Annotated in this window: 21 protein-coding genes; 12 read left to right on the forward strand and 9 right to left on the reverse strand. The window is 73.6% G+C overall.

The features are described 5' to 3' along the window. Nucleotides 1–70: 70 nt before the first annotated feature. The 8 genes from ACIA6B_RS07415 to ACIA6B_RS07450 all read left to right on the forward strand — a co-directional run bounded on the left by ACIA6B_RS07415 (nt 71) and on the right by ACIA6B_RS07450 (nt 8,518). Entirely contained in the window at nt 71–1,018 is a 948-nt protein-coding gene (locus ACIA6B_RS07415; RefSeq protein ID WP_281938786.1) for a MurR/RpiR family transcriptional regulator, read from the forward strand. Continuing rightward, entirely contained in the window at nt 1,015–1,764 is a 750-nt protein-coding gene (locus ACIA6B_RS07420; protein WP_396771906.1) for a sugar isomerase domain-containing protein, read from the forward strand. Before ACIA6B_RS07415 ends, ACIA6B_RS07420 begins: the two co-directional genes overlap by 4 nt. Nucleotides 1,765–1,789: 25 nt before the next feature. Further along, nucleotides 1,790–3,199, forward strand: coding sequence for an N-acetylglucosamine/diacetylchitobiose ABC transporter substrate-binding protein (ngcE, locus tag ACIA6B_RS07425; RefSeq protein ID WP_107156894.1), 1,410 nt, complete (start codon nt 1,790–1,792; stop codon nt 3,197–3,199). A 23-nt stretch (nt 3,200–3,222) separates the two neighbouring features. Then, a complete protein-coding gene (locus ACIA6B_RS07430) occupies nt 3,223–4,164 on the forward strand; it encodes a carbohydrate ABC transporter permease (protein ID WP_107156895.1) in 942 nt (313 codons plus the stop codon). A 13-nt stretch (nt 4,165–4,177) separates the two neighbouring features. Next, the gene (locus tag ACIA6B_RS07435) at nt 4,178–5,134 is read left to right on the forward strand and encodes a carbohydrate ABC transporter permease (protein ID WP_396771909.1); all 957 of its coding nucleotides are present in this window, start codon (nt 4,178–4,180) and stop codon (nt 5,132–5,134) included. 145 nt (nt 5,135–5,279) lie between these two features. Then, on the forward strand, nt 5,280–6,938 hold the full coding sequence (locus ACIA6B_RS07440; protein WP_396772089.1) for a bifunctional 3'-5' exonuclease/DNA polymerase: 1,659 nt from the start codon (nt 5,280–5,282) through the stop codon (nt 6,936–6,938). A 143-nt stretch (nt 6,939–7,081) separates the two neighbouring features. Next, nucleotides 7,082–7,675: an NTP transferase domain-containing protein gene (locus ACIA6B_RS07445; RefSeq protein WP_396771911.1), complete on the forward strand. Its 594-nt coding sequence runs from the start codon at nt 7,082–7,084 to the stop codon at nt 7,673–7,675. Between the two features lie 123 nt (nt 7,676–7,798). Next, nucleotides 7,799–8,518, forward strand: coding sequence for a VOC family protein (locus tag ACIA6B_RS07450; protein WP_396772090.1), 720 nt, complete (start codon nt 7,799–7,801; stop codon nt 8,516–8,518). A 182-nt stretch (nt 8,519–8,700) separates the two neighbouring features. Here the strand turns inward: ACIA6B_RS07450 and ACIA6B_RS07455 are convergent, their stop codons facing one another. The 4 genes from ACIA6B_RS07455 to ACIA6B_RS07470 all read right to left on the reverse strand — a co-directional run bounded on the left by ACIA6B_RS07455 (nt 8,701) and on the right by ACIA6B_RS07470 (nt 15,685). After that, nucleotides 8,701–9,510, reverse strand: coding sequence for a metal-dependent hydrolase (locus ACIA6B_RS07455; RefSeq protein ID WP_396771913.1), 810 nt, complete (start codon nt 9,508–9,510; stop codon nt 8,701–8,703). 79 nt (nt 9,511–9,589) lie between these two features. Beyond that, on the reverse strand, nt 9,590–12,217 hold the full coding sequence (locus tag ACIA6B_RS07460; RefSeq protein ID WP_396771915.1) for a protein kinase: 2,628 nt from the start codon (nt 12,215–12,217) through the stop codon (nt 9,590–9,592). Nucleotides 12,218–12,293: 76 nt separating this feature from the next. Continuing rightward, nucleotides 12,294–13,619 (reverse strand): glycosyltransferase family 4 protein, encoded by a 1,326-nt coding sequence (locus tag ACIA6B_RS07465; RefSeq protein ID WP_396771917.1) that lies wholly within the window; start codon nt 13,617–13,619, stop codon nt 12,294–12,296. Nucleotides 13,620–13,741: 122 nt separating this feature from the next. Beyond that, complete coding sequence (locus tag ACIA6B_RS07470) at nt 13,742–15,685, reverse strand: amylo-alpha-1,6-glucosidase (RefSeq protein WP_396771919.1); 1,944 nt, start codon at nt 15,683–15,685, stop codon at nt 13,742–13,744. 42 nt (nt 15,686–15,727) lie between these two features. Between ACIA6B_RS07470 and ACIA6B_RS07475 the strand changes: the two genes are divergently transcribed. Continuing rightward, complete coding sequence (locus ACIA6B_RS07475; protein WP_396771921.1) at nt 15,728–18,430, forward strand: MGH1-like glycoside hydrolase domain-containing protein; 2,703 nt, start codon at nt 15,728–15,730, stop codon at nt 18,428–18,430. Between the two features lie 24 nt (nt 18,431–18,454). On the opposite strand, the gene ACIA6B_RS07480 is transcribed toward ACIA6B_RS07475, so the two are convergent. Then, the gene (locus ACIA6B_RS07480; RefSeq protein WP_396771923.1) at nt 18,455–19,783 is read right to left on the reverse strand and encodes a hypothetical protein; all 1,329 of its coding nucleotides are present in this window, start codon (nt 19,781–19,783) and stop codon (nt 18,455–18,457) included. 153 nt (nt 19,784–19,936) lie between these two features. On the opposite strand from ACIA6B_RS07480, the gene ACIA6B_RS07485 reads away from it, so the two are divergent. The 3 genes from ACIA6B_RS07485 (at nt 19,937) to ACIA6B_RS07495 (ending at nt 22,515) form a co-directional block, all read left to right on the forward strand. Continuing rightward, a complete protein-coding gene (locus ACIA6B_RS07485; protein WP_396771925.1) occupies nt 19,937–20,620 on the forward strand; it encodes an HAD family hydrolase in 684 nt (227 codons plus the stop codon). A gap of 22 nt (nt 20,621–20,642) precedes the next feature. Next, entirely contained in the window at nt 20,643–21,428 is a 786-nt protein-coding gene (locus ACIA6B_RS07490) for a DUF4184 family protein (protein ID WP_396771927.1), read from the forward strand. A gap of 367 nt (nt 21,429–21,795) precedes the next feature. Then, on the forward strand, nt 21,796–22,515 hold the full coding sequence (locus ACIA6B_RS07495; RefSeq protein WP_396771929.1) for a hypothetical protein: 720 nt from the start codon (nt 21,796–21,798) through the stop codon (nt 22,513–22,515). Between the two features lie 42 nt (nt 22,516–22,557). Here ACIA6B_RS07495 and ACIA6B_RS07500 read toward each other — a convergent pair whose 3' ends face one another. The 4 genes from ACIA6B_RS07500 to ACIA6B_RS07515 form a co-directional block, all read right to left on the reverse strand. Beyond that, nucleotides 22,558–22,833: a hypothetical protein gene (locus tag ACIA6B_RS07500; RefSeq protein WP_281938811.1), complete on the reverse strand. Its 276-nt coding sequence runs from the start codon at nt 22,831–22,833 to the stop codon at nt 22,558–22,560. A gap of 47 nt (nt 22,834–22,880) precedes the next feature. Further along, nucleotides 22,881–23,312 carry a hypothetical protein gene (locus tag ACIA6B_RS07505; RefSeq protein WP_396771931.1) on the reverse strand — a complete coding sequence of 144 codons (432 nt, stop codon included), beginning with the start codon at nt 23,310–23,312 and terminating at the stop codon, nt 22,881–22,883. A gap of 205 nt (nt 23,313–23,517) precedes the next feature. Further along, entirely contained in the window at nt 23,518–23,805 is a 288-nt protein-coding gene (locus tag ACIA6B_RS07510) for a ribbon-helix-helix domain-containing protein (protein ID WP_107156908.1), read from the reverse strand. Further along, on the reverse strand, nt 23,802–24,077 hold the full coding sequence (locus ACIA6B_RS07515) for a hypothetical protein (protein ID WP_396771933.1): 276 nt from the start codon (nt 24,075–24,077) through the stop codon (nt 23,802–23,804). The genes ACIA6B_RS07510 and ACIA6B_RS07515 overlap by 4 nt, the downstream gene beginning before the upstream one ends. Nucleotides 24,078–24,104: the final 27 nt, after the last annotated feature.

Genomic DNA, 24,104 nt, shown 5'->3' on the forward strand with positions numbered 1-24,104 from the left:
ACACGGAGGGGCCGTCAGTAAGAACTTTTACCACTAACAGTTAACACTCTTTTCCGAAAGGCTTTCGCCGATGGTCGAGCACGAGGTCGAGACTTCCGCGGCAACCGCGGTGGTCGATGCCGCGCCGGCCGACCGGCGGAGCGTCGACGGGGTGCTGGCCCGGGTACGCGCCGGTGCGGGGGAGCTGACCGGGGCGCTGCGCCGGGTGGCCGAGCACGTGCTCAGCGACCCGGAGGCGGCGGCCCGGGCCACCATCGTCGAGCTGGCCGAGCGGAGCGGCACGTCGCCGGCGACCATCACCCGGTTCTGCCGGGCGATGGGCTTCGAGGGCTACGCCGACCTGCGGCTCGGCATCGCCGCCGAGACCGGCCGGGCCCGCTCGGCGGGCTGGACCGTCGACATCGGCCGGGAGATCCAGCCCGGAGACCCACTGTCCCGGGTGCTCGACCAGATCATGGCCGCCGACACGCGGGCCATGCACGACACCGCCGCGCTGCTCGACCTGCACGAGGTGGAGCGGGCGGCGATGGCCATCGCCGGGGCGAACCGGGTGAACATCTTCGGCGCCAGCGGCAGCGCGCTGGTCGGCGAGGAGATGCAGTTCAGCCTGCACCGCATCGGGGTGGCCGCCTGGGCCTGGAGCGACGTGCACGAGGGGCTGGCCAGCGCCGCCCTGCTGGGCGTCGGGGACGTCGCGCTCGGCATCTCGCACACCGGCCAGACCCGGGAGACGATCGAGCTGCTCGCCGAGGCGGGCAGTCGCGGGGCCACCACCGTCGCGCTGACCGGCTTCCCGCGCTCGCCGCTGGCCGAGCTGGCCGACATCGTCCTGGTCACCGCCAGTCAGGCCACCACGTTCCGGCCGGACGCGCTCTCCGCCCGGCACCCGCAGCTCGTCGTGCTCGACCTGCTCTACATCGCGGTGGCGCAGCGCACCCACGACCGCGCCCACGCGGCCTTCCGGCGTACCGCCCAGGCCGTCGACGGGCACAAGGCCGCCAAGGGGGCCCACTCATGATCAGTGCCCAGCGGTACGCGGACGCTGTCCGCCCGGTCCTCGACCGGCTGGTGGACAGCCAGGCGGACGCGGTGGACCGGGCGGCGGACCTGATCGCCGGCGGACTGCGTGCCGGCGGCGTCCTCCAGGCGTTCGGCGCCGGCCACTCGGAGGCGTTCGCCGCCGAGCTGGTGGCCCGCGCCGGTGGCCTGGTCCCCAGCAACCGGCTCTCCCTGCACGACCTCGTGCTGCACGGCGACGCGCCCCGCGACGTGCTCGCCGACCCCAAGCTGGAACGCGACCCGACGGTGGCGCACCGGCTGTTCGGGTTGGCGGCGCCGCAGCCCGAGGACGTCTTCGTGGTCGCCTCGCAGTCCGGCATCAACGGCTCGGTGGTCGAGCTGGCGACGCTGGCCAAGCGGGGCGGCCACCCGTTGATCGCGGTCACCTCGGTCGAGCACACCGCCCGGGTCGCCTCTCGGCACCCCTCCGGGCACCGGCTCGCCGACCTCGCCGACGTCGTGCTGGACAACGGCGCGCCGTACGGCGACGCACTGCTGCCGCTCGAGGGCGGCGGCGCGGTCTGTGCGGTCTCCTCGGTCACCGCGGCGCTGCTGGCGCAGCTGCTGACCGCGGAGGTCGTACGACGGTTCCACCAGGCCGGAGAGGTACCCCCTGTCTACCTCTCCGCCAACGTCCCCGGTGGGGACGAGCACAACAACGCCCTCGAGTCGCGGTACGCCGGGCGCCTCCGGCGAACCGCCTGACCCGACACCACAAGGAGAGACAAAGATGTCGGTTATCCCCGAGAAGTCCGACCTGAGCCGTCGGACGCTGCTCCAGCGCGCCGGCGCGGCCGGTCTGCTGGCCATCCCGGCGGCCGGTCTGCTCAGCGCCTGCGCCGGCAGTGAGCCGAGCAAGTCCGACGGCGGCGGCGCGGCCAAGAGCAAGGACAACCCGTTCGGCGTCAAGGACGGCAGCGCGGTCAAGGTGGTCGTCTTCAACGGCGGGCTGGGCGACCAGTGGGCCAAGGAGGACAAGGTCGTCTTCAACGCCAAGCACCCGAACGTCACGGTCAACATGTCTTCCACCCAGAAGATCAAGACCGAAGAGCAGCCCAAGATGGCGACCCAGCCGAGCGACCTGGTGATGAACTCGGGCGCCGACATGATGGACCGCAGCACGCTGATCAACGAGGGCGCCATCGAGCCGCTCGACGACCTGCTCACGGCGCCCGCCTGGGACGGCGAGGGCACGGTCGGCGACTCGCTGCTGCCGGGCACCGTCGGCGACGGCACCCAGAACGGCAAGTTCTACGTGGTGAACGTCGCGTACACGGTCTGGGGCAACTGGTACAACGCGGCGCTGTTCAAGAAGGAGGGCTGGACGGCGCCGACGACCTGGGACGAGTTCTTCGCCCTGGCGCCGAAGATCAAGGCCAAGGGCATGGCGCCGTACGTGCACGACGCGGCGCACGGCTACTACCCGCGCTGGGCGCTGTTCGCCAGCATCTGGAAGGCGGTCGGCAAGCAGGCGGTCGTCGACATCGACAACCTGAAGGACGGCGCCTGGAAGGCCGACGGGATCGTCGCCGCGCTGGAGCCGTGGGAGAAGCTGGTCAAGGACAAGCTGCTGCTGCCGGGCAAGCTCGACCACACCCAGTCGCAGCAGGCGTTCCTCGACGGCAAGGCGGCGTTCATCCAGGTCGGCACGTGGCTGAAGAACGAGATGGCAGCGACCATCCCGCCCGGCTTCGAGCTGACCATGTCGGACTACTGGAGCAAGCCCGGCGACAAGGCCGCCAAGGACGTCTTCGCCGCCTCCGGCGAGGGCTTCGTGGTGCCCAGCAAGGCGCCGAACAAGGAGGCCGCGAAGGAGTTCCTGCGGGCCATCCTGTCCAAGGCCGGTTCGGCGAAGTTCGCCGAGCTGACCAAGTCGCTGGCCTCCACCAAGGGCTCCGGCGACAACGTCCAGGACACGGCGCTGGCCAGCGCGAACGCCCTGGTCAAGGGCGGCAGCGGCGAGCTGATCTCGGTGAAGTTCCCGGACTTCTACGCCGACCTGGACAAGGAGAGCCAGAACCTCTCCGAGGAGCTGATGGCCGGCCGGCTCACCGCGGCGCAGTTCGTCGACAAGATGCAGGCGGCCGCCGACAAGGTCGCCAAGGACTCGTCGATCAAGAAGCAGACCCGCACCGCCTGACGCTGTTCGAGGAAGTGAGTCCAATGCGGCACGGAGTCGCGCGTTTCGTCACGGGCTTCCTGGCCCTGCCCGTCGCGCTGTACCTGTTCTACGTGGTGTGGCCGTTCGCCCAGGCGGCGGGTTACTCGCTGACCGACTGGGGTGGGTACTCGGATTCCCAGCGCTTCGTCGGGCTGGACAACTACGTCCGGCTGTTCTCCGACGAGTTGATCCGGAAGGCGTTCTGGCACAACGTGTTCTTCCTGGTCACCGTGCCGCTGTTCACGATCGCGCTGGCCCTGTTCCTCGCGTTCCTGCTCAACGTGGGCGGACGCGAGGACAGGGCCGGCATCCGCGGGGTCTTCGGCTCCGCGCTCTACAAGGTGATCTTCTTCTTCCCGCAGGTGCTGTCGCTGGTGGTCATCGCCGTGATGTGGCAGCAGATCTACCGGACCGATGGGCAGGGCCTGATCAACGGCCTGCTGATCAAGATCGGGCTGGTGGACGCGGACAACCCGATCGCGTTCACCGCCGACCCGGAGCCGTTCCTCGGCGTGCCGGCGGTGCTGTGGTGGCTGCTGCTCATCGCGGTGTGGAGCGGCGCCGGCTTCTACATGGTGCTCTTCTCCGCCGCCATGCAGTCGATCCCGAAGGACATCTACGAGGCCGCGATCCTCGACGGCGCGGGCCGGTTCCACACGTTCTTCAAGGTGACGCTGCCGCTGCTGCGGGACAGCATCTCGGTCGCCTGGGTCTACCTCGGTTTCATCGCGCTGGACATGTACGCGCTGGTCTTCGTCATGACGCCGAGCCAGGGCGGGCCGAACCACGCCAGCGAGATCTTCGCGTCGGTGCTCAACTTCACCGCGTTCCAGAAGGGCCAGTTCGGCTACGCCTGCGCGATGGGTGTCGCGCTGGCCATCTTCACGATCCTGCTCGCCGCCGTGCAGTTGAGGATCACCCGTCGTGACCGTATCGAGTACTGAAGGAGGCGCGGCGATGAGCACGGCGACATCCGATCTCGACCGGGCCGGACAGGCCACCAGCGGGTCCGGGGCCGCCCCCGTACGCCGGGGGGAGCGGCACCGCGGCGGAGTCGGCGCCCGGATCTTCAACGGCTTCTCCCACATCTTCCTGGTGGTCTGGGCCGTGATGGTCATCTACCCGCTGTTGTGGGTGGTGATGTCCGCGCTCAAGGACGACTCGGAGGTCATCCGCGAGCCGCTGTCCCTGATCCCGGACAAGCTGCACTTCGAGAACTTCGGCCGGGCCTGGACCGAGGGGCACCTCGGCTCGTTCTTCCTGAACACCCTGCTGGTGCTGGTCGGCAGCGTCACGCTGACCATGCTGCTCGGCTCGATGGCCGCGTACGCGCTGGCGCGGTTCGAGTTCCGCGGCAACCGGTTGATCTACTACATGTTCCTGTCCGGCCTGACGCTGCCGATCTACCTGGCCGCGGTGCCGCTGTTCAAGGGCGTCTACAACACCGGGGTCAGCTTCCCGCTGCTCGGCCCGAACAAGCACGTCATGCTGATCCTGGTCTACGTGGCCTGGTCGCTGTCGTTCACGATCTTCTTCATGCACTCGTTCTTCCGGACGCTGCCCGACTCGATCGCGGAGGCGGCCTCGGTGGACGGCGCCTCGCACACCCGCACGTTCTTCAGCGTGATGCTGCCGATGGCCAGGCCGGGCCTGATCAGCATCGGCATCTTCAACGTGCTGGGCCAGTGGAACCAGTGGTACCTGCCGACGCTGCTCATGCAGTCGGTGGCCGGTGAGCCGAAGCACCAGGTCATCGCGCAGGGGCTGATCGAGTTGTCGGTCAACCAGGGCTACAAGTCCGACTGGTCCGGATTGTTCGCCGGGGTGACCATGGCGATGCTGCCGGTGCTGATCGTGTACATCGTCTTCCAGCGCCAGGTGCAGTCCGGCCTCACCGCCGGCGTCGGCAAGTAGTCCCGCCCCACCCGCACCCCCTTGTGCCCGCAGATTCACGGAAAAGGTGGCCATTCCGCGTCGGATGGCCACTTTTTCCGTGAATCCGTGGGGGAGGGTGTCGGTGGGGCGAGGCAGAATCACGTCCGTGCGGGTGGTGGCGGTGATGGCGGGGGAGCGGGGCGGCGGCGTGCTGCAACCGCTGCACCCCGACGGGCGCGCCGCCGGGGCGGTCGAGGAGGTGGCGGATCTCGCCGCCGCCGTCGCCGTCCGGGAGGCGGCCGAGCGGCCCCGCTGGGTGTGGGCCGCCGGCGCGGCGGTCTATCCGGCGCTGCTGCGCGCCGGAGTCCGGCTCGACCGCTGCCACGACGTCGAGCTGACCGAGACGTTGCTGCTCGGGCACGCCGGCCGTTGGGGCGAGCCACGCGCGCTGCCGGCCGCCTGGGCCCGGCTGACCGGGGCGCCGGTCCCGCCGGACCCGACGCCCCGCCCGCCCGAGCCGCCCGGCCACGGCCAGGGCGCGCTCTTCGACCCGCCGTCCGGCCCGCCGGGCCCGGGCATCGCGGCGTTGACCCGGGTGTACGCCGACCAGCTCGCCCGGATCGCCACCACGACCCACCCCGGCCGGTTCCGGCTCCTGGTGGCCGCCGAGTCGGCCGGCGCGCTGATCGCCGCCGAGATGGGCGCGGCCGGCCTGCCCTGGCGTGCCGACGTGCACGACGCGATCCTGGCCGAGCTGCTCGGCGAGCCGTCCCCGGTCGGCGGGCCACCCCGCCGGCTGGCCGAGCTCCAGTCCCGGATCGCCGCCGCCTTCGGCGTACGCCACCTGCACGCCGACTCGCCCGCGGAGCTGTTGCGGGCGTTCGCCCGCGCGGGGGTGGAGCTGCCGAACACCCGGGCCTGGGTGCTGCGCGGGGTGGAGCACCCGGCGGTGCCACTGGTCCTGGAGTACAAGGAGCTGTACCGCGTCTGGACGGCGCACGGCTGGGCCTGGCGCGACGCCTGGGTCTCCGGCGGCCGGTTCCACCCGGAGTACGTCCCCGGCGGCGTGGTCTCCGGCCGGTGGGCGACGCGCGGCGGCGGCGCGTTGCAGATCCCGAAGGTGATCCGCCGGGCCGTGGTGGCCGACCCGGGGTGGACGTTCGTGGTGGCCGACGCCGGCCAGCTCGAACCACGGGTGCTCGCCGCGGTCTCCGGCGACGAGCGGCTGGCCGCCGCGGGCGGCGCCGGCGACCTGTACGCCGCGCTGGCCCGGGACGCGTTCGCCGGGGACCGGGCCCGGGCGAAGGTGGCGTTGCTCGGCGCGATGTACGGCCAGACCGGCGGCGCGGCGGTGCCGGCGCTGGCGGTGCTGCGGAAGAACTACCCGACCGCGTTCGGGTACGTCGAGGCCGCCGCCCGCACCGGCGAGGCGGGTGGGCTGGTCCGGTCGTGGCTGGGGCGCACCTGCCCGCCGGGCGCGGTCGGGTTCGCCGAGGGGGACGAGGCGACGCCGGACGGCGAGGCGGACCGGCACAGCCCGGCCGCCCGCGCGGCCCGGTCCCGGGGGCGGTTCACCCGCAACTTCGTCATCCAGGCCACCGCCGCCGAGTGGGCGTCGACGCTGCTGGCCACGCTCCGCACCGAGCTGGCCGGCATCGCGGCCGAGCTGGTCTTCTTCCAGCACGACGAGGTGATGGTGCACTGCCCGGTCGACGAGGCGGACGTGGTCACCGAGGCGGTCTCCGCCGCCGGGGCGCGGGCCACCCGGCTGTTGTTCGGCGACACCCCGGTCCGGTTCCCGCTCGACCTGTCCACGGTGGACTGTTACGCCGACGCGGCATAGTCACACATTTTTCCGTTTTGCCCCGCTACCCGCTCGCGGCCGTGCTCGTTGGGCCCGTTGTGCGTACGACGGGACGGACCGGGCGCGGCTGTGCCCGGTCCGTCCCCCTGGTCGAGGGGGCACCGCTGAACCGGATCGCTGCAATGATCATCGCCGCGGGTGGGGGACGCCGCATCGGCGGTCCCGAGGCGCTGCTGCACCAGGGCGAGAAGCCGCTGGTCCGCCGGATGATCGACACGATGACCGACGCGGGCTGCGCGCAGGTCGTGGTCGTGCTGGGGGCGGCGGCCGAGCAGGTCCGGCGGACCACCGACCTGGCCGGCGCCACCGTCGTGGTCAACCGCGCCTGGGGCACCGGCGTGGGCTCCTCGATCCGGGCCGGGCTCGCCGCGCTGACCGACGACGGCATCGAGGCGGTCGTCGTGGTGCCGGTGGACATGCCCGGGCTCACCGAGGTGGCGGTCCGCCGGGTGACCGCGCTGCCGTACCCGGACGTGCTGGTCTGCGCCACCTACGACGGCCTGCGCGGCTACCCGATGCTGTTCGGCCGCCGGCACTGGCCCGGCATCGCCACGCTGGCCAGCGCCGACGTCGGTGCCCGGCCCTACCTGCTGGCGCACAAGGACCAGATCGTCGACATCGCCTGCGACGCGGTGGCCGACGGCAGCCGGATCGACAGCCCGGAGCTGATGGCGCTCTACGGCCTCTCCATCCCCGAGCAGCGCATCGGCGCCTGATCGGTCCGGGGGAGGTCAGGCAGCCGCCGGCTGCCGATATTCGGCTGTGGGTGGCGGCATTCTTCCCTAGTCTGAGCCACCAACCGGCCCGGGCCGGACGGCGGAGCGGAGATGAGCAGCGCGATGACGAGCCACCTCTACGCGATCAGCGTCGACGCGGAGGCGCCGCTGCGGCTCGCGCGTTTCTGGGCGGGGCTGCTCGGCCGGGAGGTGGTCGACGACCCGCACGAGGGCGTCGCGCTCCGGCCCGACGACGTCGGCCTGCGCATCCGGTTCCTGCCGACCGGGACGCCGAAGGCCGGGCAGAACCGGATCCACCTCGACCTGACCAGCGCGTCGCCGGAGGCGCAGCGGGAGACGGTGGCCCGGGCGATCGAGTTGGGCGGGCAGCACGTCGACATCGGCCAGGGCGCGGAGGAGGATCACGTGGTGCTCGCCGACCGCGAGGGCAACGAGTTCTGCGTCATCGAGGCGGGCAACAGCTTCCTCGCCGGCTGCGGGTCCGTCGGCGCGGTGAACTGCGACGGTACGCAGGCGGTGGGCTACTTCTGGAGCGCGGCGCTGGGGTGGCCGCTGGTCTGGGACCAGGACCAGGAGACCGCGATCCAGTCACCGCGCGGCGGGCCGAAGGTCACCTGGAGCGGTCCGCCGCTGATGCCGAGGCACGGCCGGGACCGCGTACACCTGGATCTCGCGCCACCGGCCGACGGCGACCGGGAGGCGGAGATCGACCAGCTGCTGTCGCTCGGGGCGACGCGGGTCGGCCGGGGCCGGCACACCGCCGACGACGTGGTGCTGGCCGACCCGGACGGCAACGAGTTCTGCCTGCTGACGCCCCGCTGAGGCCGGCCGGCGTCGAGCGCCTACGAACCTGATGGCGTGGATGGTTCAGGCCCGGTGCCCGCCGGCCGACGGCCCTGAGTCGTTTACGCCATCAGGTTTGCAGGCGGTCCGAGGCCAGGTCCAGGGGCGCCGCCGCGGTGATCGACCCGGCCACGCCGGGCGCGCCGCGCCGCCGGCCGGCGTCAGACCTGGATGTCGAAGCGTTGCAACACCGAGGGCGCGACCAGGCCCAGCGCGGCGAGCACGGCCAGCACGGTCAGCGCGCCCCGCAGCACGACCGTCTCGGCCTTGCTGCCGGTGCGCAGCGCGATCTTGTTGGGCAGCCCGATCATCGTCCACATCCGCCGCTTGATCGGGATGGGCCAGAGGATCGGCACCCCGGCCCGGGTGATCATGTCGCCGAGGATGTGCACGAAGCAGCCCACGCCGACCGCGAGGCCGATCATCGGATAGCCCCGGTCGCCAGGCAGGTTGGCGAACGTGAACCAGGCCGCGGCGGCGGACACCAGCGTGACCACCACCCAGCCGGCCCGCTCGGCCCACTCGTCGAAGAGCCCGCGCAACGCCAGGCCGATCATGAAGAACAGGATGCTGACCACCGCCCACTTGCCGTAGTGGGCGCAGAGCGCGGTGGTGCCCCACCCGACCAGCACGGTGAACGGCACGGTGTGGGTCAGCGTGCGGTGCCCGTTGTTGCGGCGCGGATCCTTGCTGAGCTTGGTGGCGTAGTAGACGCCGAGCGAGATCTTCTCCATCACCTCGGCGACGAAGAGACTGAACACGCCGAACGTCCGGGCCACGGTGGCGCCGCCCTGGTTGCGGGTCACCTTGCCGGAGAGGTCGAGGTCGGGGAAGAGCGCCCCGCCCGCACAGACCGCGGTGCCCACCGCCAGCGCCAGCGGCGTCTGGTGATAGTCGGCGAACTGGTCCAGCGCCCAGGAGCCGGTCAGCCACACCGCCGCGCCGGACAGCGCGTGGGACGGTCCCATCATCTCGGCTCGCCCTTCCCGAAGATCTTGATCGACGAAACTACGCCACTGTAGTCAGTCGGTGCGACGCGGACCGTCCCGGTCATCCCGCCGTACGGGTGGGTCGGATCGGCCGGATGCTGTCCCGGATCAACGCGAACTGGTCCTCGGCGGCGGCCCAGTCGGCGTCCGAGGTGGTCAGGCCCAGCGTCCACCCGGCCCCCTCGCCGGGCAGCACCCGCAGCGCGTGCATGCGTTCCCCGTACGGCGCGTCCCAGCGGCACTCCCACTCCGCGCCGTCGCCGTCGGCGGCGAGCCGGACCTTGTCGTAGCCGGGGAGGCGGCCGGCGGAGGTGAGGTCCCGCTCGGCCGAGCGCAGCCGACCGACCGGGTCACCACCCGGGTACGGCTCGACGCCCAGGATGCGCCGGGTGGCCGGGTCCTGGAAGCAGGTGGTGTCGCCGGAGCGGAGCTGGAGCCACCCGGCGGGCAGCGCGATGTGGAAGCCGCCGGTGTCGGCGGGCCAGACCCAGCCGGCGGGTATGGTCACCGCCGGGTCGGCCGGCGGTGGGCCCTTCTGCACCGGCGTGCCGGCCACGTCGGGGCGGATGCAGGGGAACGGCGGGGGCGGCGGCCCGCCCGGACCGTTGCCGGGCGGGGGCGGTCGCTCCCAGGACTGGCCGGGTGGCGCGCCCTGGTCGTCATCGTCCGGCCGATGCCGGTGGTCGTCGTTGACGGCGAGGGCGGTGCCGACGCCGGCCAGCACCGCCAGCACCGCTGCTCCCGCGGCGAGGAGCCAGCGCCGGGTGGCCGCCCGGCGCCGGTCGCCGTCGGCGGGGCCGTCCGGCAAGCCGATGCCACCGGCCCCGGGCCGGCCGGGCACGCCGGGCGTCAGGCCGCCGGAGGTGGCGCCGCTGTCGCCGACCACGCCTGACGGCGCGCTCCCTCGCGCGTGGGCGTCCTGGAGCGCGCCGCTGCCGGTCAGGCGGCCGGCTGCCGGGTCGACCGGGCCACCGGAGGTGACCGGGGGCGGGCTCGTCGTGGGAGCGCCGCCGAGCCCCGGCGTGTGCACCGGGCTGGCCGCGTCGGCGCGGGCGGCCGGACCTTCCGGGCCGGTGGGACTGCCGGGGTCCACGAAACTGGTCAGGACCGTGGGCCCGAACCCGCCCACCGGCCGGTCCGGGGTGTCCCGGGCCCGGTCGCCGCTCTCCGGCTGCTCCGGCTCGCCCGAGCGGCGCTCCCGGCCGGGCCGCGACTCCGGCTCGCCGTCGGCCGGGCGTGCCCACTCGCTGCCCAGCGCCGCCCGGCTCCACGCCCGGGCCGCCGCGGCCGGCGGCATCAGGTCCGGGTAGGCCACGGTCGGCGGGACGGCGGGGTCTGCCTCGTCCGGAGCGGCAGCCGGGCCGGCAGGCGCTCGCCGAGACGGGCCGTCGGCCGGCTCCGGGCGGCCCGGCGCTACGGCGTCCGGCTGCGCGCGCACCTCACCGGAGGTCGAGGGCGTCCCGGCGCGGCCGGTCGGGCCCGTCGGTGGCGGCCCGGCTCCACCGTCGGGGGGAACCGGGGACCGGCCCCCGTCGGCCGGCGGGACGGTCCCTGTGCTCCGGCTCGCCGGCGGGGCGCCGCCGCCGGTTCCGCTCGCCGGCGGCTCGGCCGGGTCGGACCGGGGCACCGGCGGGACGCCGATGCTGGAGCCGCTCAGCGGTGGAACGGTGGGGGTGGGCCGGGGGACCGGCGGCACGCCGATGCGGGAGCCGCCCAGCGGCGGAACGGCCGGCCCGATCCCGGATCCGCGCCCCGCTGTGGACCCCCGCCCCGCTGTGGACCCGCGCCCCGCTCCGGACTTGCGGCGGTCGGCCGGGAGAGGCTGGTTGGGCACGGTCGGGGCGTCGATGGCCGGCCGGGGTGGGGCGTCGGTGACCGGCTCGGCGGCGTCGGCGAGCAGCCCGGCGACGTCGTCGTGGCCGAGCCGGTGGCGCGGGTCGCGGCGCAGCAGCCCGACCAGCACCGGCATCAGCGGGCCGGCGTGCGGGGCCGGGTCCGGGGGCTGGCTGGCCAGCGCCGCCAGCGTCGCCATCGCGGTGCTGCGCGCGTACGGGGACCGGCCCTCCACGGCGGCGTGCAACGTGGCGCCGAGCGACCACAGGTCGGCCTCGATGCTGGACACGCCCTCGGCGGCGCGCTCCGGCGCGACGTACTGCGGGGAGCCGAGCACCAGCCCGGGACGGGTCATGGCCCCGTCCCCGCCCTCGAACACGGCCAGCCCGAAGTCGGTGAGCAGCACCCGGCCGTCCCGGGCCAGCAGCACGTTCGCGGGTTTCACGTCGCGGTGCAGCACACCGGCCTCGTGCGCGGCGCGCAGCGCGGCGTGCACCGCCATCCCGATCCGGGCGGCCCGCCGGGGCGGCAGCCGGCCGTCGGCCTCGATCAGCTCCTGCAACGACCGGGACGGGACGTACTCCATGATCAGCCATGGGTCGCCCTGGACCCGCACCACGTCGTAGACCCGGACCACGTTGGGGTGGTTGAGCCGCGCGGCCGTACGCGCCTCGCGCAGCGTCCGGGCGCGCAGCTCGTCCCGCTCGTGCTCGGCCAGCCAGTTCGGTGGGACGACCTGCTTCACCGCGACCTCGCGCTGAAGCTCCTCGTCCCGGGCGCGCCAGACCTGGCCCATCCCACCGCGGCCGACCAGCTCGATCAGGCGGTATCGTCCGGCGATCACCACGTCCCGCACCGCACTCCTCACCGCTGGTCGTGGTCCACAATAGCCAACGGATCGGACGGTACCTATCCCGTCCGGGCGGGTCGCCTCAGCTCGCCGCTCCGGCCAGCAGATTTCCCTCCGGAATCGCGACCGCGGACCGGCCTCCGGCCAGCATCGCGGCGGCACGCCGGGTCTGGAACGTGTGGTGCTCCCGCCGGGCGGCGGCGTAGCTGGCGGCGGTGCGGGCCGCGATGGCCGACCAGGCGTACTGCCGGGACACCATGGCGCGCGCCTTGCGCGCCACCCGGCGGGCGAAGACCTCGTCGCCGAGCAGCCGGTCGACGGCGCCGGCGAGCGCGTCCGGGTCGCCGTGCGGGAACGTCACCCCGGTCACGCCGGGCTCGACGATCTCGGCCAACCCGCCGGTCCGCGCCACCGCGAGCGGTGCGCCGGCCGCGGCCGCCTCCAGGGCGATCATGCCGAACGGCTCGTAGAGGCTGGGGATCACGGTGGCGTCGGTGGCGGCGAGCACCGCGGGGAGCTGGGTGGCGTCCAGGAAGCCGGCGAACCGCACGGTGTCGCCGAGGCCCAGCCGGTGCGCCTGGTCGACCAACTCGTCCTTGTACGGCCCGTCCCCGGCGATCACCACCCGCAGGCCGGGGTGCCGGTCGGCCAGGCGCGGCACGGCGTGCACGAGGTGCTGCACCCCCTTCTCGTAGACCAGCCGGCCGGCGTACCCGACAAGCGGCCCGTCGCCGGCGAAGCGGGTGCGGGCGGCGGCGACCGCCTGCGGACGGGCCCGCCAGGCACGGTCGTCCACGCCGTTGGCCACCACGTCGATCCGGCCGGTCGGCAGCTCGAACAGCCGGGCCACCTGGTCCCGCATGTAGCCCGAGCAGGCGATCACCCGCGCGGAGGCGTTGCTCAGCCAGTGCTCGACGCCGTGGATGGTGCGGTTCATCTCCTCGGGCAGCCAGCCCTGGTGCCGGCCCGCCTCGGTGGCGTGGATGGTGGTCACCAGCGGCACGTCCAGGTGCTCGGCCAGCGTGATCGCGGTGTGCGCGACGAGCCAGTCGTGGGCGTGGATCACGTCGTACGCGCCGGACTCGGCGGCGCGCAGCGCGGCCCGGGTGAGCGTGTGGTTGAACGCCATGGTCCAGGCCAGCAGCGACCCGGTGGCGAGCGGGAAGGTGACCGGGTCCTCGGCGGCGCGGACGACGCGCACGCCGTCGGCGTACTCCTCCAGGGGCGCGCCCTCGGCGTGCCGGGTGACCACGGTGACCTCGTGCCCGGCGGCGGCCAGGGCGACGGAGAGCGCGTGCACGTGGCGGCCGAGGCCACCGACGAGCACCGGCGGGTACTCCCAGGAGAGCAGCAGCACCCGCAGGCGCCGGGCGGGCTGGATGTCGATCACTTCGGCGTCAGCTGACACGCGGCCCCCTTGGAGTTGTGGACGTCCCCGGACCGTCGGCGCGGGCGCCGGCGGGGTCGCGGCCCATCCTGCCCAGGGGTCGCTAACCGGCGGAGACGCGCCGGTTGCCGGTCTGTAACGCGTTACCGGCGCATCCGCCGCGCGCGCAGCAGCTCCGCCACCGACCAGGCCTGGAACGGGCAGCCGGTGGCGGTGTGCGGGGCCGTGCCGTCGGCGGTCTCGCTCACCGAGCCCAGGCCGTCCTCGACCAGGTGCCCCTCCAGCCCGACCAGCAGGTCCGCGGTGGGCAGGCCCGCCTTCCGGTACGCGTCGAGCAGCGGCCCGGTCAACCACGGCCAGACCGTGCCCTGGTGGTAGCCGGCGTCCCGCTCGGCCGGGCCGCCCCGGTGCCGGTGGGTGAAGCCGGGGGAGTCGGGGGCGAGACTGCGCGGCCCGAGCGGGGTGAACAACGCCTCGGTGATCCGGCGCAGCGTGGCCTCGTCCGGCTCCAGTGGCGCGAACGGCAACGACCAGGCGAGGAGCTGGTTGGGGCGCAGCAGGTCGTCGTCGTGGTGCGGGGCGCCGCCGAGCGGGTACGCGGGCGCCGGCGCGTCCACCACGTCGTGCAGCCAACCGGCCGGCGCGGGGAACCGGTCGCGGAACGACGTGGTGGCCCGGGAGTGCAGCGTCCACAGCGCGCCGGCGTCCCGGCCGGCCAGCTCGGTCAACTCGGCGAGCCCGGCCAGCCCGTTGATCCACAGCGCGTTCACCTCGACCGGTTTGCCGGTACGCGGCGTCACCGGCACCCCGTACACGCGGGCGTCCATCCAGGTCAGCGCCACGTCCGGCGGGCCGCCCTGGGCGAGCAGCCCGTCGGCGGGGTCGACGCCGATGCCGTAGCGGGTGCCGGCGACGTGTGCCTCGACCACGCCGTGCAGCGCGGGCAGCAACTCGTCGCCGAGGTCGGTGTCGCCGGTGACCGTGACGTGCCGGCTCACCGCGTGCAGGAACCAGAGCGTGGCGTCGACCGTGTTGTGCTCGACCCGGCCGGTGTCGGCGGTGTTCGCCAACATGCCCTCGCTCAGCGTGCCCGCGTACGCGCGCAGCAGCTCCCGGCCCTCGTCGGCCCGGTTGGCGCAGAGGAACAACCCCTCGTAGGAGATCATCGTGTCCCGCGACCAGGCGCCGAACCAGGGGTAGCCGGCCACCACGTCGGGGCCGGTGGCGGTGCGGACCACGAACGCGTCGGCGGCCAGCGCCAGCGTCGCCTCGACCGCGTCGGCGGGCTTCGCGGCGGCCACCACCGCCCGGCTGCGCCGCCGGGCCGCCTCGACGACGGCGGTCGCCGGTGGCGGCTCCTCGGCCAGGTCGTCCGCCCAGGCCAGCACCGTCACCGTCGCGCCGGGCTCGTCGAGCGCGCCGGAGAACCGGCCCGCGTACCACAGATCCTCGTCGGGATTCAGGCCGCGGGCGGCCTCCGCCCGGTGGTGGACGCCGAGCCACCACTGGCCCTCCGGGGTCCAGTCCGGCCCGGCGAGCCGGAACGCGCCGTCGACCACCGCGCCGCCGGCCACCGGCTCCAGCCGGGGGGCGGGACCGTCGGCCCGTCGCTCGCCGTGCGCGTCCCGCCAGGTGCAGGCCGCGGCCAGGTCCAGCCGGACCGGGCCGCCGGAGACCAGCCGGTGGACCACGGCGACGCAGGACCGGCCGTACGTCATGGCGACTTCCCGCTCGATCACCACGTCGCCGATGCGCCACCGCCAGCGCGGCACCCCGTCGGTGAGGTCGAAGCGTTCCAGCGACTCGAAGCCGCGCGGGTCGACCACGCCGGAGGTCCACTCGTGCGCGCCGAGCCGGACCTGGCGACCGGACGGCAGCGTCACCGCCGGGTCGAGGCTCACGAGTCCCACTTTGCGGGACGCCGGTGTCTCGCCGGGCACCACCAGCAAACCGTGGTACCGCCGGGTGCGCAGCCCGGCCACGGTGCCCGTGGCGTAGCCGCCGCGCCCGTCCGTGACCAGCCATTCCCGCTCGGCGGAGGCGGACAGCGTCCCGCAGAGCTGCGGGCCGAAACGGATGTCGATCAACTTTCCTCCACCGGCAGCGAGGTGTGACAGGCCACGACGACAATGGCCGCTGTGGAGAAGTACTCCGGCGGCGTCGAAGATGTGCGGGTGATCACCGACCGCCCGACCTCCGCGACCCCCGACCCCGAGCGGCACCGGCTCGCCCAGGCCGATGCCGGGGAGCAGGACTGGCGCGCATGGGGCCCCTATCTGTCCGAACGGGCGTGGGGGACGGTACGGGAGGACTACAGCGAGCACGGCACGGCCTGGGACTACTTTCCCCACGATCATGCGCGGTCCCGAGCCTACCGGTGGAACGAGGACGGCATGGCGGGCGTCTGCGACGACCGGCAGACGTTCTGCTTCGCGCTGGCGCTGTGGAACGGACGCGACCCGATCCTCAAGGAACGGATGTTCGGCCTCGGCGGCGACGGCGGCAACCACGGCGAGGACGCCAAGGACTACTGGTGGTATCTCGACAGCACGCCGACGCACTCCTGGATGCGCTGGCGGTACCACTACCCGCAGGCCGCCTTCCCGTACGACGAGCTGGTCGCGGTGAACGCGCTGCGCGGCCGGGACGACACCGAGTACGAGTTGGTGGACACCGGCATCTTCGACGACGACAGGTACTGGGCGGTGACCGTCGACTACGCCAAGGCGTCCCCGACCGACATGTGCATCCTGGTCACCGTGGCCAACCGGGGCGACGAGGACGCCACCCTGCACGTGCTGCCCACGCTCTGGTTCCGCAACACCTGGGCGTGGGGCCTGCCCGGCGCCGACCGGGTCCCCGAGCTGCGCGGCACCGGTTCCCGGCTGATCGGCGAGCACTGGGTGCTCGGTCAGGTGCTGCTGGAGGGCGACGGCGAGCCGACGCCGCTGCTGTGTGACAACGAGACCAACGCCGAGCGGCTGTGGGGGCTGCCCGGGCGGTCGGCGTACCCGAAGGACGGGATCAACGACCACGTGGTGGCCGGCGCCGCCACCGTCAACCCGGAGCGGGTCGGCACCAAGGGCGCGCTGCACTACGTGCTGGACGTGCCGGCCGGCGGGCAGCGGCGGATCCGGCTGCGGCTGACCCGCACCGCGCCGCCCCCGGCGGGCGCCCCGCCCGCCCCGGCCGACCTCGGCGACGGGTTCGACACCGTGCTCTGGGCCCGCCGCGCCGAGGCGAACCGGTTCTTCGACAGCCTGATCCCGGCCGCGGCCACCGCCGACGAGGCGCTTGTCGCCCGCCAGGCCATCGCCGGGCTGATGTGGGGCAAGCAGTTCTACCACTTCGACGTCAAGCGGTGGCTGGAGGGCGATCCGGGCTCGGCGCCGCCGCCGGCCGGCCGGCGGCACGGGCGCAACAGCGCCTGGTGGCACATGACCAGCTTCGACGTGTTCTCCATGCCGGACCCGTGGGAATATCCCTGGTACGCGGCCTGGGACCTGGCCTTCCACTGCGTCACCCTCGCCCGCGTCGACCCCGGGTTCGCCAAGGAGCAGATCCTGCTCCTGCTCCGCGAGTGGTACCTGCACCCGAACGGGCAGATCCCGGCGTACGAGTGGGCGTTCGGTGACGTGAACCCGCCGGTGCACGCCTGGGCCGCGTTGAAGGTCTTCGAGATCGACGGCGGTCGGGACCACGACTTCCTCGCCCGGGTGATGCAGAAGCTGCTGCTCAACTTCACCTGGTGGGTCAACCGCAAGGACACCGGCGGCAACAACGTGTTCGAGGGCGGTTTCCTCGGGCTGGACAACGTCGGCCCGTTCGACCGCTCGGCCGCGCTGCCGGTGGCCGGCACGCTGGAGCAGTCCGACGGCACCGGCTGGATGGCCATGTACGCGCTCAACCTGCTCGACATCGCCATCGTGCTGGCCGAGCACGACCGCGCGTACGTGGACACCGCGACGAAGTTCTTCGAGCACTTCGCGTACATCGCCGCGGCGGCGTACTCCCAGGGGCTCTGGGACGCCGAGGACGCGTTCTTCTACGACGTGCTGCGGCTGGCCGACGGCACGCAGGTGCCGCTGAAGGTCCGCTCGGTGGTCGGGCTGCTGCCGCTGGCCGCGGTCACCCGGCTCACCACGCGCACCATGCGCCGCCTGCCCGAGCTGGGCGCCCGGCTGCGCTGGTTCCTGACCAACCGCCCCGAGTACGCGGACGTGATCGGCGCCCGCCGGCTCGGCCCGGACGGCACCCAGCAGCGGCTGCTGTCCATGGTCGGCCCGGAGCAGATGGTGCGGCTGCTGGCCCGGATGCTCGACACCGACGAGTTCCTCTCCGAGTACGGCCTGCGCACGCTGTCCCGCGCCCACCTGGACAAGCCGTTCACGGTCACGCTCGGCGGGCAGGAGTTCAGCGTCGGCTACGAGCCGGCCGAGTCGACCAGCGGCCTGTTCGGCGGCAACTCGAACTGGCGCGGCCCGATCTGGATGCCGACCAACTTCCTGCTGATCACCGCGTTGCGCGACCACGCCGCGTTCTTCGGCGACGACCTCCAGATCGAGTATCCGACCCGGTCGGGGGTCAAGCGGACGCTTGACGAGATCGCCGACGACCTGTCGGCACGGCTGATCTCGCTGTTCACCCGGGACGGGTGGGGGCGGCGACCGATCTACGGCGCGGCACAGCTCTTCCAGACCCACCCGGACTGGCGGGACCTGATCTGCTTCCCGGAGTACTTCCACGGCGACAACGGCGCGGGGCTCGGCGCGTGGCACCAGACCGGGTGGACGGCACTGGTCGCCGACCTGATCCTCACGCTGCGTCGCTGAGCCCGCGCCGTTGTCCCGGCCCGGTCAGGCCAGCGGGAAGAACGCCACCCGGGCGTGGTACTCGCCGGCCACGGTCACCGTGTCGCTGCCGACCCACAGGCCGCGGTCGGTGGCGTACAGCTCGGCGGTGCCGACCCCGCGGTCCTTGGTCGGGTTCCACGCCAGCGCCTTGCCGGTGGTCGGGTGGATCGCCCCGACGCCGGGCCGGGACACCGCGCCGGGGCCGGCGGAGTTGCGCCCCGACGGGTTGTCCAGCCAGCGCTGGTGGCCGCCGACGTAGACCGCCGCGCCGGTCACCGCCACCGACAGCAGCGTGTCGCCGCCGGTGTAGTTGGCCCAGGTCGGCTGCTTGCCGGCGGTGGCGGCGCCGAACTCGAAACGCGCCGCGGTGTCGCAGAGCGTGCCGGGGAACGGGCCGCCGGTGGTGACCACCGCGAACCAGGTCCCGTCCGGCGAGATGTCCACCCCGCGCAGGTAGGCCGGCATCGTCTTGGCGCACTGCGGCTGGTAGCGCGTGGTGGCCCAGCCGGAGAGCGTGGCGCCGGTGGCGCTCAGGTCGGCCACCGCGAGCTGGTGCCGTGCCGCCCCGGACACGGTGCTGAAGTTGCCGGCGAAGACCAGCCGGCCGCCGTCGGCGGAGACGTCCAGCGCCTCCACCTTGACCGGCGAGGTGGCCCCGGAGGAGGTGACCCGCGCGCCGTCCAGCCGCAGGTCGACCGAGGCGTCGGCGGCGCCGGTGGTCGCGTTCAGGGCGGCCAGGCCGCGCCGGGTCACCCCGCCCACGGTCTGGAACGCGCCGCCCACGAGCAGCCGGTTGCCGACCAGCCGCATGTCGTTGACCTGGTTGTTGAGCGCGGCCGGGGCGAACCCGGCGACGCGCGCGCCGGTGGCCGCGTCGATCCGGGCCACCCGCGGCGCGGCCACGCCGTTGACCGTGGTGAACGCGCCGCCGAGATAGAGCGAGCGGCCGTCCGCCGAGGCGGCGAGCGCCTTGACCGTGCCGTTGACCACCGGTTTGAACGTGGTGTCGATCCGGCCGGTGTCGGCGTGGAACGCCACCAGCCGGGGCATCGCGAGCTGCGCGGTGGTGTTCGCGTTGCGCACCTTGGTGAACGAGCCGGCCAGGTAGACCCGGTCGCCGATCTGGAGGATCCGGTACACGGTGCCGTCGAGCGCGTGCGGCGTCCAGGCCGCCGGCCGGGCGCTGACCACGGTGGTGTGCGTCGCGTTGACGGCGAGGGCCGGAGCCGTCGGCAGCGCGCCGCCGGCGGCGAGCGTGGCCGCCACGACGACGGCGGTGCGTCGCCGGTGCCGGACCCGCTGCGGAGGGGGTGGGACGGGTGCGGGAGTCATGGCCGAAGCATCCCGCCGGACCAGGCGATCCACAGTCGGGCAGCCGCTCCGCGCCGGTCGACGATCGGCCGGTCCGCGCGGTCCGTCCGGCGGTAAGGCGGGGGCCCCGGCCTTTCAGTAGTACGGTGTGCGGGGCCGCGACGGGGAGGTGCGATGCGATCGGTGCTGGTCTTCGACGCCGACGACACGCTCTGGGAGAACAACGTCCTGTTCGAGCGCGTGATCGAGGACTTCCTCACCTGGTTGGACCACCCGACGCTGGACCGGGCGCAGCTCCGGGCCGTGCTCGACGACGTGGAACGGGCCAACGCGGTGGCGCACGGCTACGGCAGCAAGGTCTTCCTGCGCAGTCTCGGCGAGTGCCTGGAGAAGCTACGGGAGCGCCCCGCCACCGAACGGGAACGCCGCGAGATCGAGCAGCTCGCCGCCGCGCTGGTCGGCCACCAGGTCGAGCTGATGCCGGGCGTGGCGGAGACGCTCGACGACCTCGCCACCCGCCACGAGTTGCTGCTGCTCACCAAGGGCGAGCGCGAGGAGCAGCAGCGCAAGCTCGACGCCTGTGGGCTGCTGCACCACTTCCGGGCGGCGCACATCGTGCCGGAGAAGGACGTCGCCACCTACCGTTGGCTGGCCCGCGAGCACGCGTTCGACCCGGCGGTCGCCTGGATGATCGGCAACTCGCCGCGCTCGGACATCCTGCCCGCGCGGGCCGCCGGCATGAACGCGGTCTTCATCCCGAACGAGAACACCTGGGTGCTGGAGCACGAGGAGCTGGACCCGTCCGACCCCCGGGTGATCCGACTCGCCGCCTTTCCCGACCTGGCCCGGCACTTCTGAGCCGGCCGGTAACGTCCGGAACGTGCCGCTCACGTTCCCGTCGCACCTGGCGCCGGTGCTGCCGCTGAAGCTGTGGCGACCGCGCTGGTTCGACGGGGTGGCGTTGGCCACCGGCGCGGTCGCGCCGGACGTCGGCTATCTGTTCACCGGCACCCGGTTCGACCTCGGGACGCGCACCCACACGCTCGGCGGCCTGCTCTGGTGGTGCCTGCCGGTCGCCCTCGGGTACGCCTGGATCGCCCGCCGGGTGGTCGCCGGCATCGCCGTGCACCTGCCCGCGCCCCGGCTGTTCGGCTGGCCCCGGTACGTCGGGCTGGCCGGTGTACGGCACCCGTGGCAGGTCACGGTCTGCTCCGCGCTGATCGGCGCGTTCAGTCACGTGGGGTGGGACCGGGTCAGCCACAGCGAGCGACTGCCGCGGCTGCTCGGCATCGCCGACTTCCACGGCCTGACCGGGCTGTACTGGTTCCAGTTCGCGGACGTGGTCGCCAGTGGCGGCGGCGGACTGCTGGTGGTGGCGCTGGCGATCCGCGCGGCCCGCGACGGCGAGATCTTCGGCGGCGAACCCCCACCCGCCCCGGCGGCGAACCCGCTGGTGTTCTGGCGGGTCGCCCTGACGGTCACTGGTCTGGGGGCGCTGTCGCTGCCCGGGTTGCCGGCGGCCACCGTGCCGGGGCCGGCCGGCGTACGCGCGCTGCACGTCGGCGGGTTGGCGCTCATCGCCGGCGCGGCGGCGGCCCGGTCCGCGCCGGTCCGCGGGGCCGAGCGCGACCAGCGTCTCGAAGACGAACAGCGTCGGCCCGGCTGACCCCGTTACGTCGACATGCCGCGTTTCGACATAGACATCAATCACAGCCGGTCGCCCCGGTCGACGCTTGTTCGACCTGCGCGGACGCGCCTAACCTGAGCCGGCGTCCACGCCTCGTCGGGGTGAGTCGGGGGCGCACCGGAGTCCGGTGGTAAGAGCACCGTGGAGCTGAGTGCGGGCAGAGCGGCTCGCCGTCTGGAGCCCGGCGTGGGCGTCGTGCCGCGCCCGCCGTGTTCCCGCGGCGTGCGCCGTACCACTTCCGGACGACCGGGGTCAGGGCCGGGGAGTTGCGGACCCGGTCCTGACCCGTCCGGGCCGCTGCGGCACACCCCTGGTGCGGCGACCGGTCACGGAGCGACACTGAACCATGACTCTCCAGCGCGTACCGCTGCTCGCCGGCCTGGTCGTGCTGCTCGCGGCGGCCTGCACGACGACCGGCCACGACGGCGCGTCCCCGGCGCCCCCGACCACCGCCCCGACCACCGCCCCGGCCAGCACGTCGGCCCCGGCCGCCACGACGGCCGCCGCACCGCCCCCGGCCGCCACCCGACCGACCTCGACCGACGACGGGACCGCCGGTCCCTGGCGGGTGACCTGGGGCTGGGGGGTGCCCGGCACGTCCGCCCGGGTCACCCACCCGGTGCGGGCGCCGGTCACCGCGGCGCCCGGCGCGTCGCTGGCCGTGCTGGTGTCGGTGCGGGTCGGCGACCACCCCGCCGAGGGGTTCAGCCGGATCACGTTCGCGTTCCGCGGGCCCGTCCCGTCCTACCGGGTCGGGTACGTGCCGCAGGTGGTGACCGAGGGCCGCGGCGCCCCGGTCGAGTTGCCCGGCACGAGCTACCTGTCGGTACGGTTCTTCCCGGCGCAGGCACACGACGCGCGGGGCGGCCGGACCGCCGACGTGCCGCCGGCCGCGGTCGGCTACCCGACGCTGCTCGGCTGGGCCGCGGCCGGCGACTTCGAGGGGCACCTGAGCTTCGGGCTCGGCCTGCGTCTCCCGGACGGCGCGCGGGTGCCGGTGCGGTTGGGCGAGTCCACCCGCCCGGACGGCGCCCACGTCGTCTCCGTCGACGTCCGGCGCGGCTGACCACCGGCCGCGCCGCCCGGGTCGGGGCGGCGCGGGCCGGGCTCAGCCTGCCTCGCCCCGGACGATCGCCACCGCCACCCGGCAGAACTCGTCCATGTCCGGCTGGAACCCGGCCGCGATGTCGGGGTGCAGGCCGGACCGGGTCTCGTCGAGCAGCCGCCGGCAGACGTCCTCCACGGGCTCGCCCGCGTAGCCGGCGCGGATCCGTTCGGTGGCCGCCTGCAGGGCCGAGGTCAGCTGATCCTCCAACGGGCCGCGCAGCTTCTGCTGCACCGGATCGAGCCCGCTCGGGTCGAGCGTGACATGTGGCTCCGACATCGGCGCTCCCTTCGTCGGCGTCCGCGGTACCCCACCGCGTCCGTCGGTCAAACCATCGTCGGTACGGCCGCCACCCGGACCAGGTACGAGAAGTCCTCCGCCGGCTCCTCGGCGTACGACAGCCGGCGGATCTGCCGGTCGTCGGACCAGAGCGCGACGTCGACCAGCACCCCGAGGTGGGCGAGGCCGATGGTGGACACCCGCCTCTTGTCCTGGAGCACCGCGCACACACCGCCGAGCAGGGTGCTGGCGTCGGAGGTCCGGTGCCCGGGCGGGCAGCGCAGGGTCAGGTCCACCTCGACCGGCCCGGCGAGCGGGGTCCACCCGGTGCGCTGGGCCGCCGTGCAGGCGGCCTGGAGCAGGGTGCGGACCCTCGTCGCCTGCCGGTGTCCGGCGGCGAAGATGGACAGGGCCTCGGTCTTGACCGGGGGCAGGCCGCTCACCTCGAACGACAGGGCGAGAGCGCGGGTGTCCTGCACGACGGCACCTCCTCGGGGCGAATCCTGCCCAACCGGCACGCACGGGGGCGGCGGTTCCCGGGAGAACCCACCGATCGAGCAGGCTGTGGGGGACAGCCGGCGGCGGGTCGACAGCGGCGGCGACACGCGGGGCCACGGAGTGAGGAAAACGCTAGTCCACCCCTGTCCCGCCCGGTAGTCTCGCCGCTCACCCGGCGGGACGGGCTCAGGCCGCCTCGCCGGCGTGTCGGGCCAGGTACTCGTCGATCGCCCGGCGGATGAGGCCGGATCGGCCGCCCTTGTCGTTGCCGGCGAGTTCGTCGAGCTGCCGGACGATCGTCGAGGGAAGCCTGACTCCGGTCACCACCATCGGGACGCTCTCCGGCGCGGGCGTCGGCCCGAGGTCGGGCCCCCGGGTCGCGTCCCGCAGCAACTCGGAGATGTCGCCGCCCCGGTCGAAGTAGGCGACCAACTCCTCGCGGCTCATCGCCCGCGGATCACGGCCAGCGCTCATCGCGTTCCCTCCATCCACTGCTTGACCTCATCGGGCGTGGCAAGCCGTACGGCCAGGATCCCGTAGCTGTTGACCTTCCCGAACCGCTCGCAGAGCACCATGATCACCCGAGCGGTGTCTGCCAGGCCGGCGACGGCGAGCAGCAGACTCCCGATGTGGTTCTCGATGCGTTGCGGTGAGTAGAGCGCCTCGATCGCCTCCTGCTCCGAGACGTCGTGGCGGCTGGCGCTCGCCTTGCCGGTCTCGGTCCAGGCGTACTCACGCTCCATCACGACAGCAGCGTACAACGCGTAAAACGC

The organism is Micromonospora sp. NPDC051141, assembly GCF_044455765.1.
Lineage (GTDB): Bacteria > Actinomycetota > Actinomycetes > Mycobacteriales > Micromonosporaceae > Micromonospora.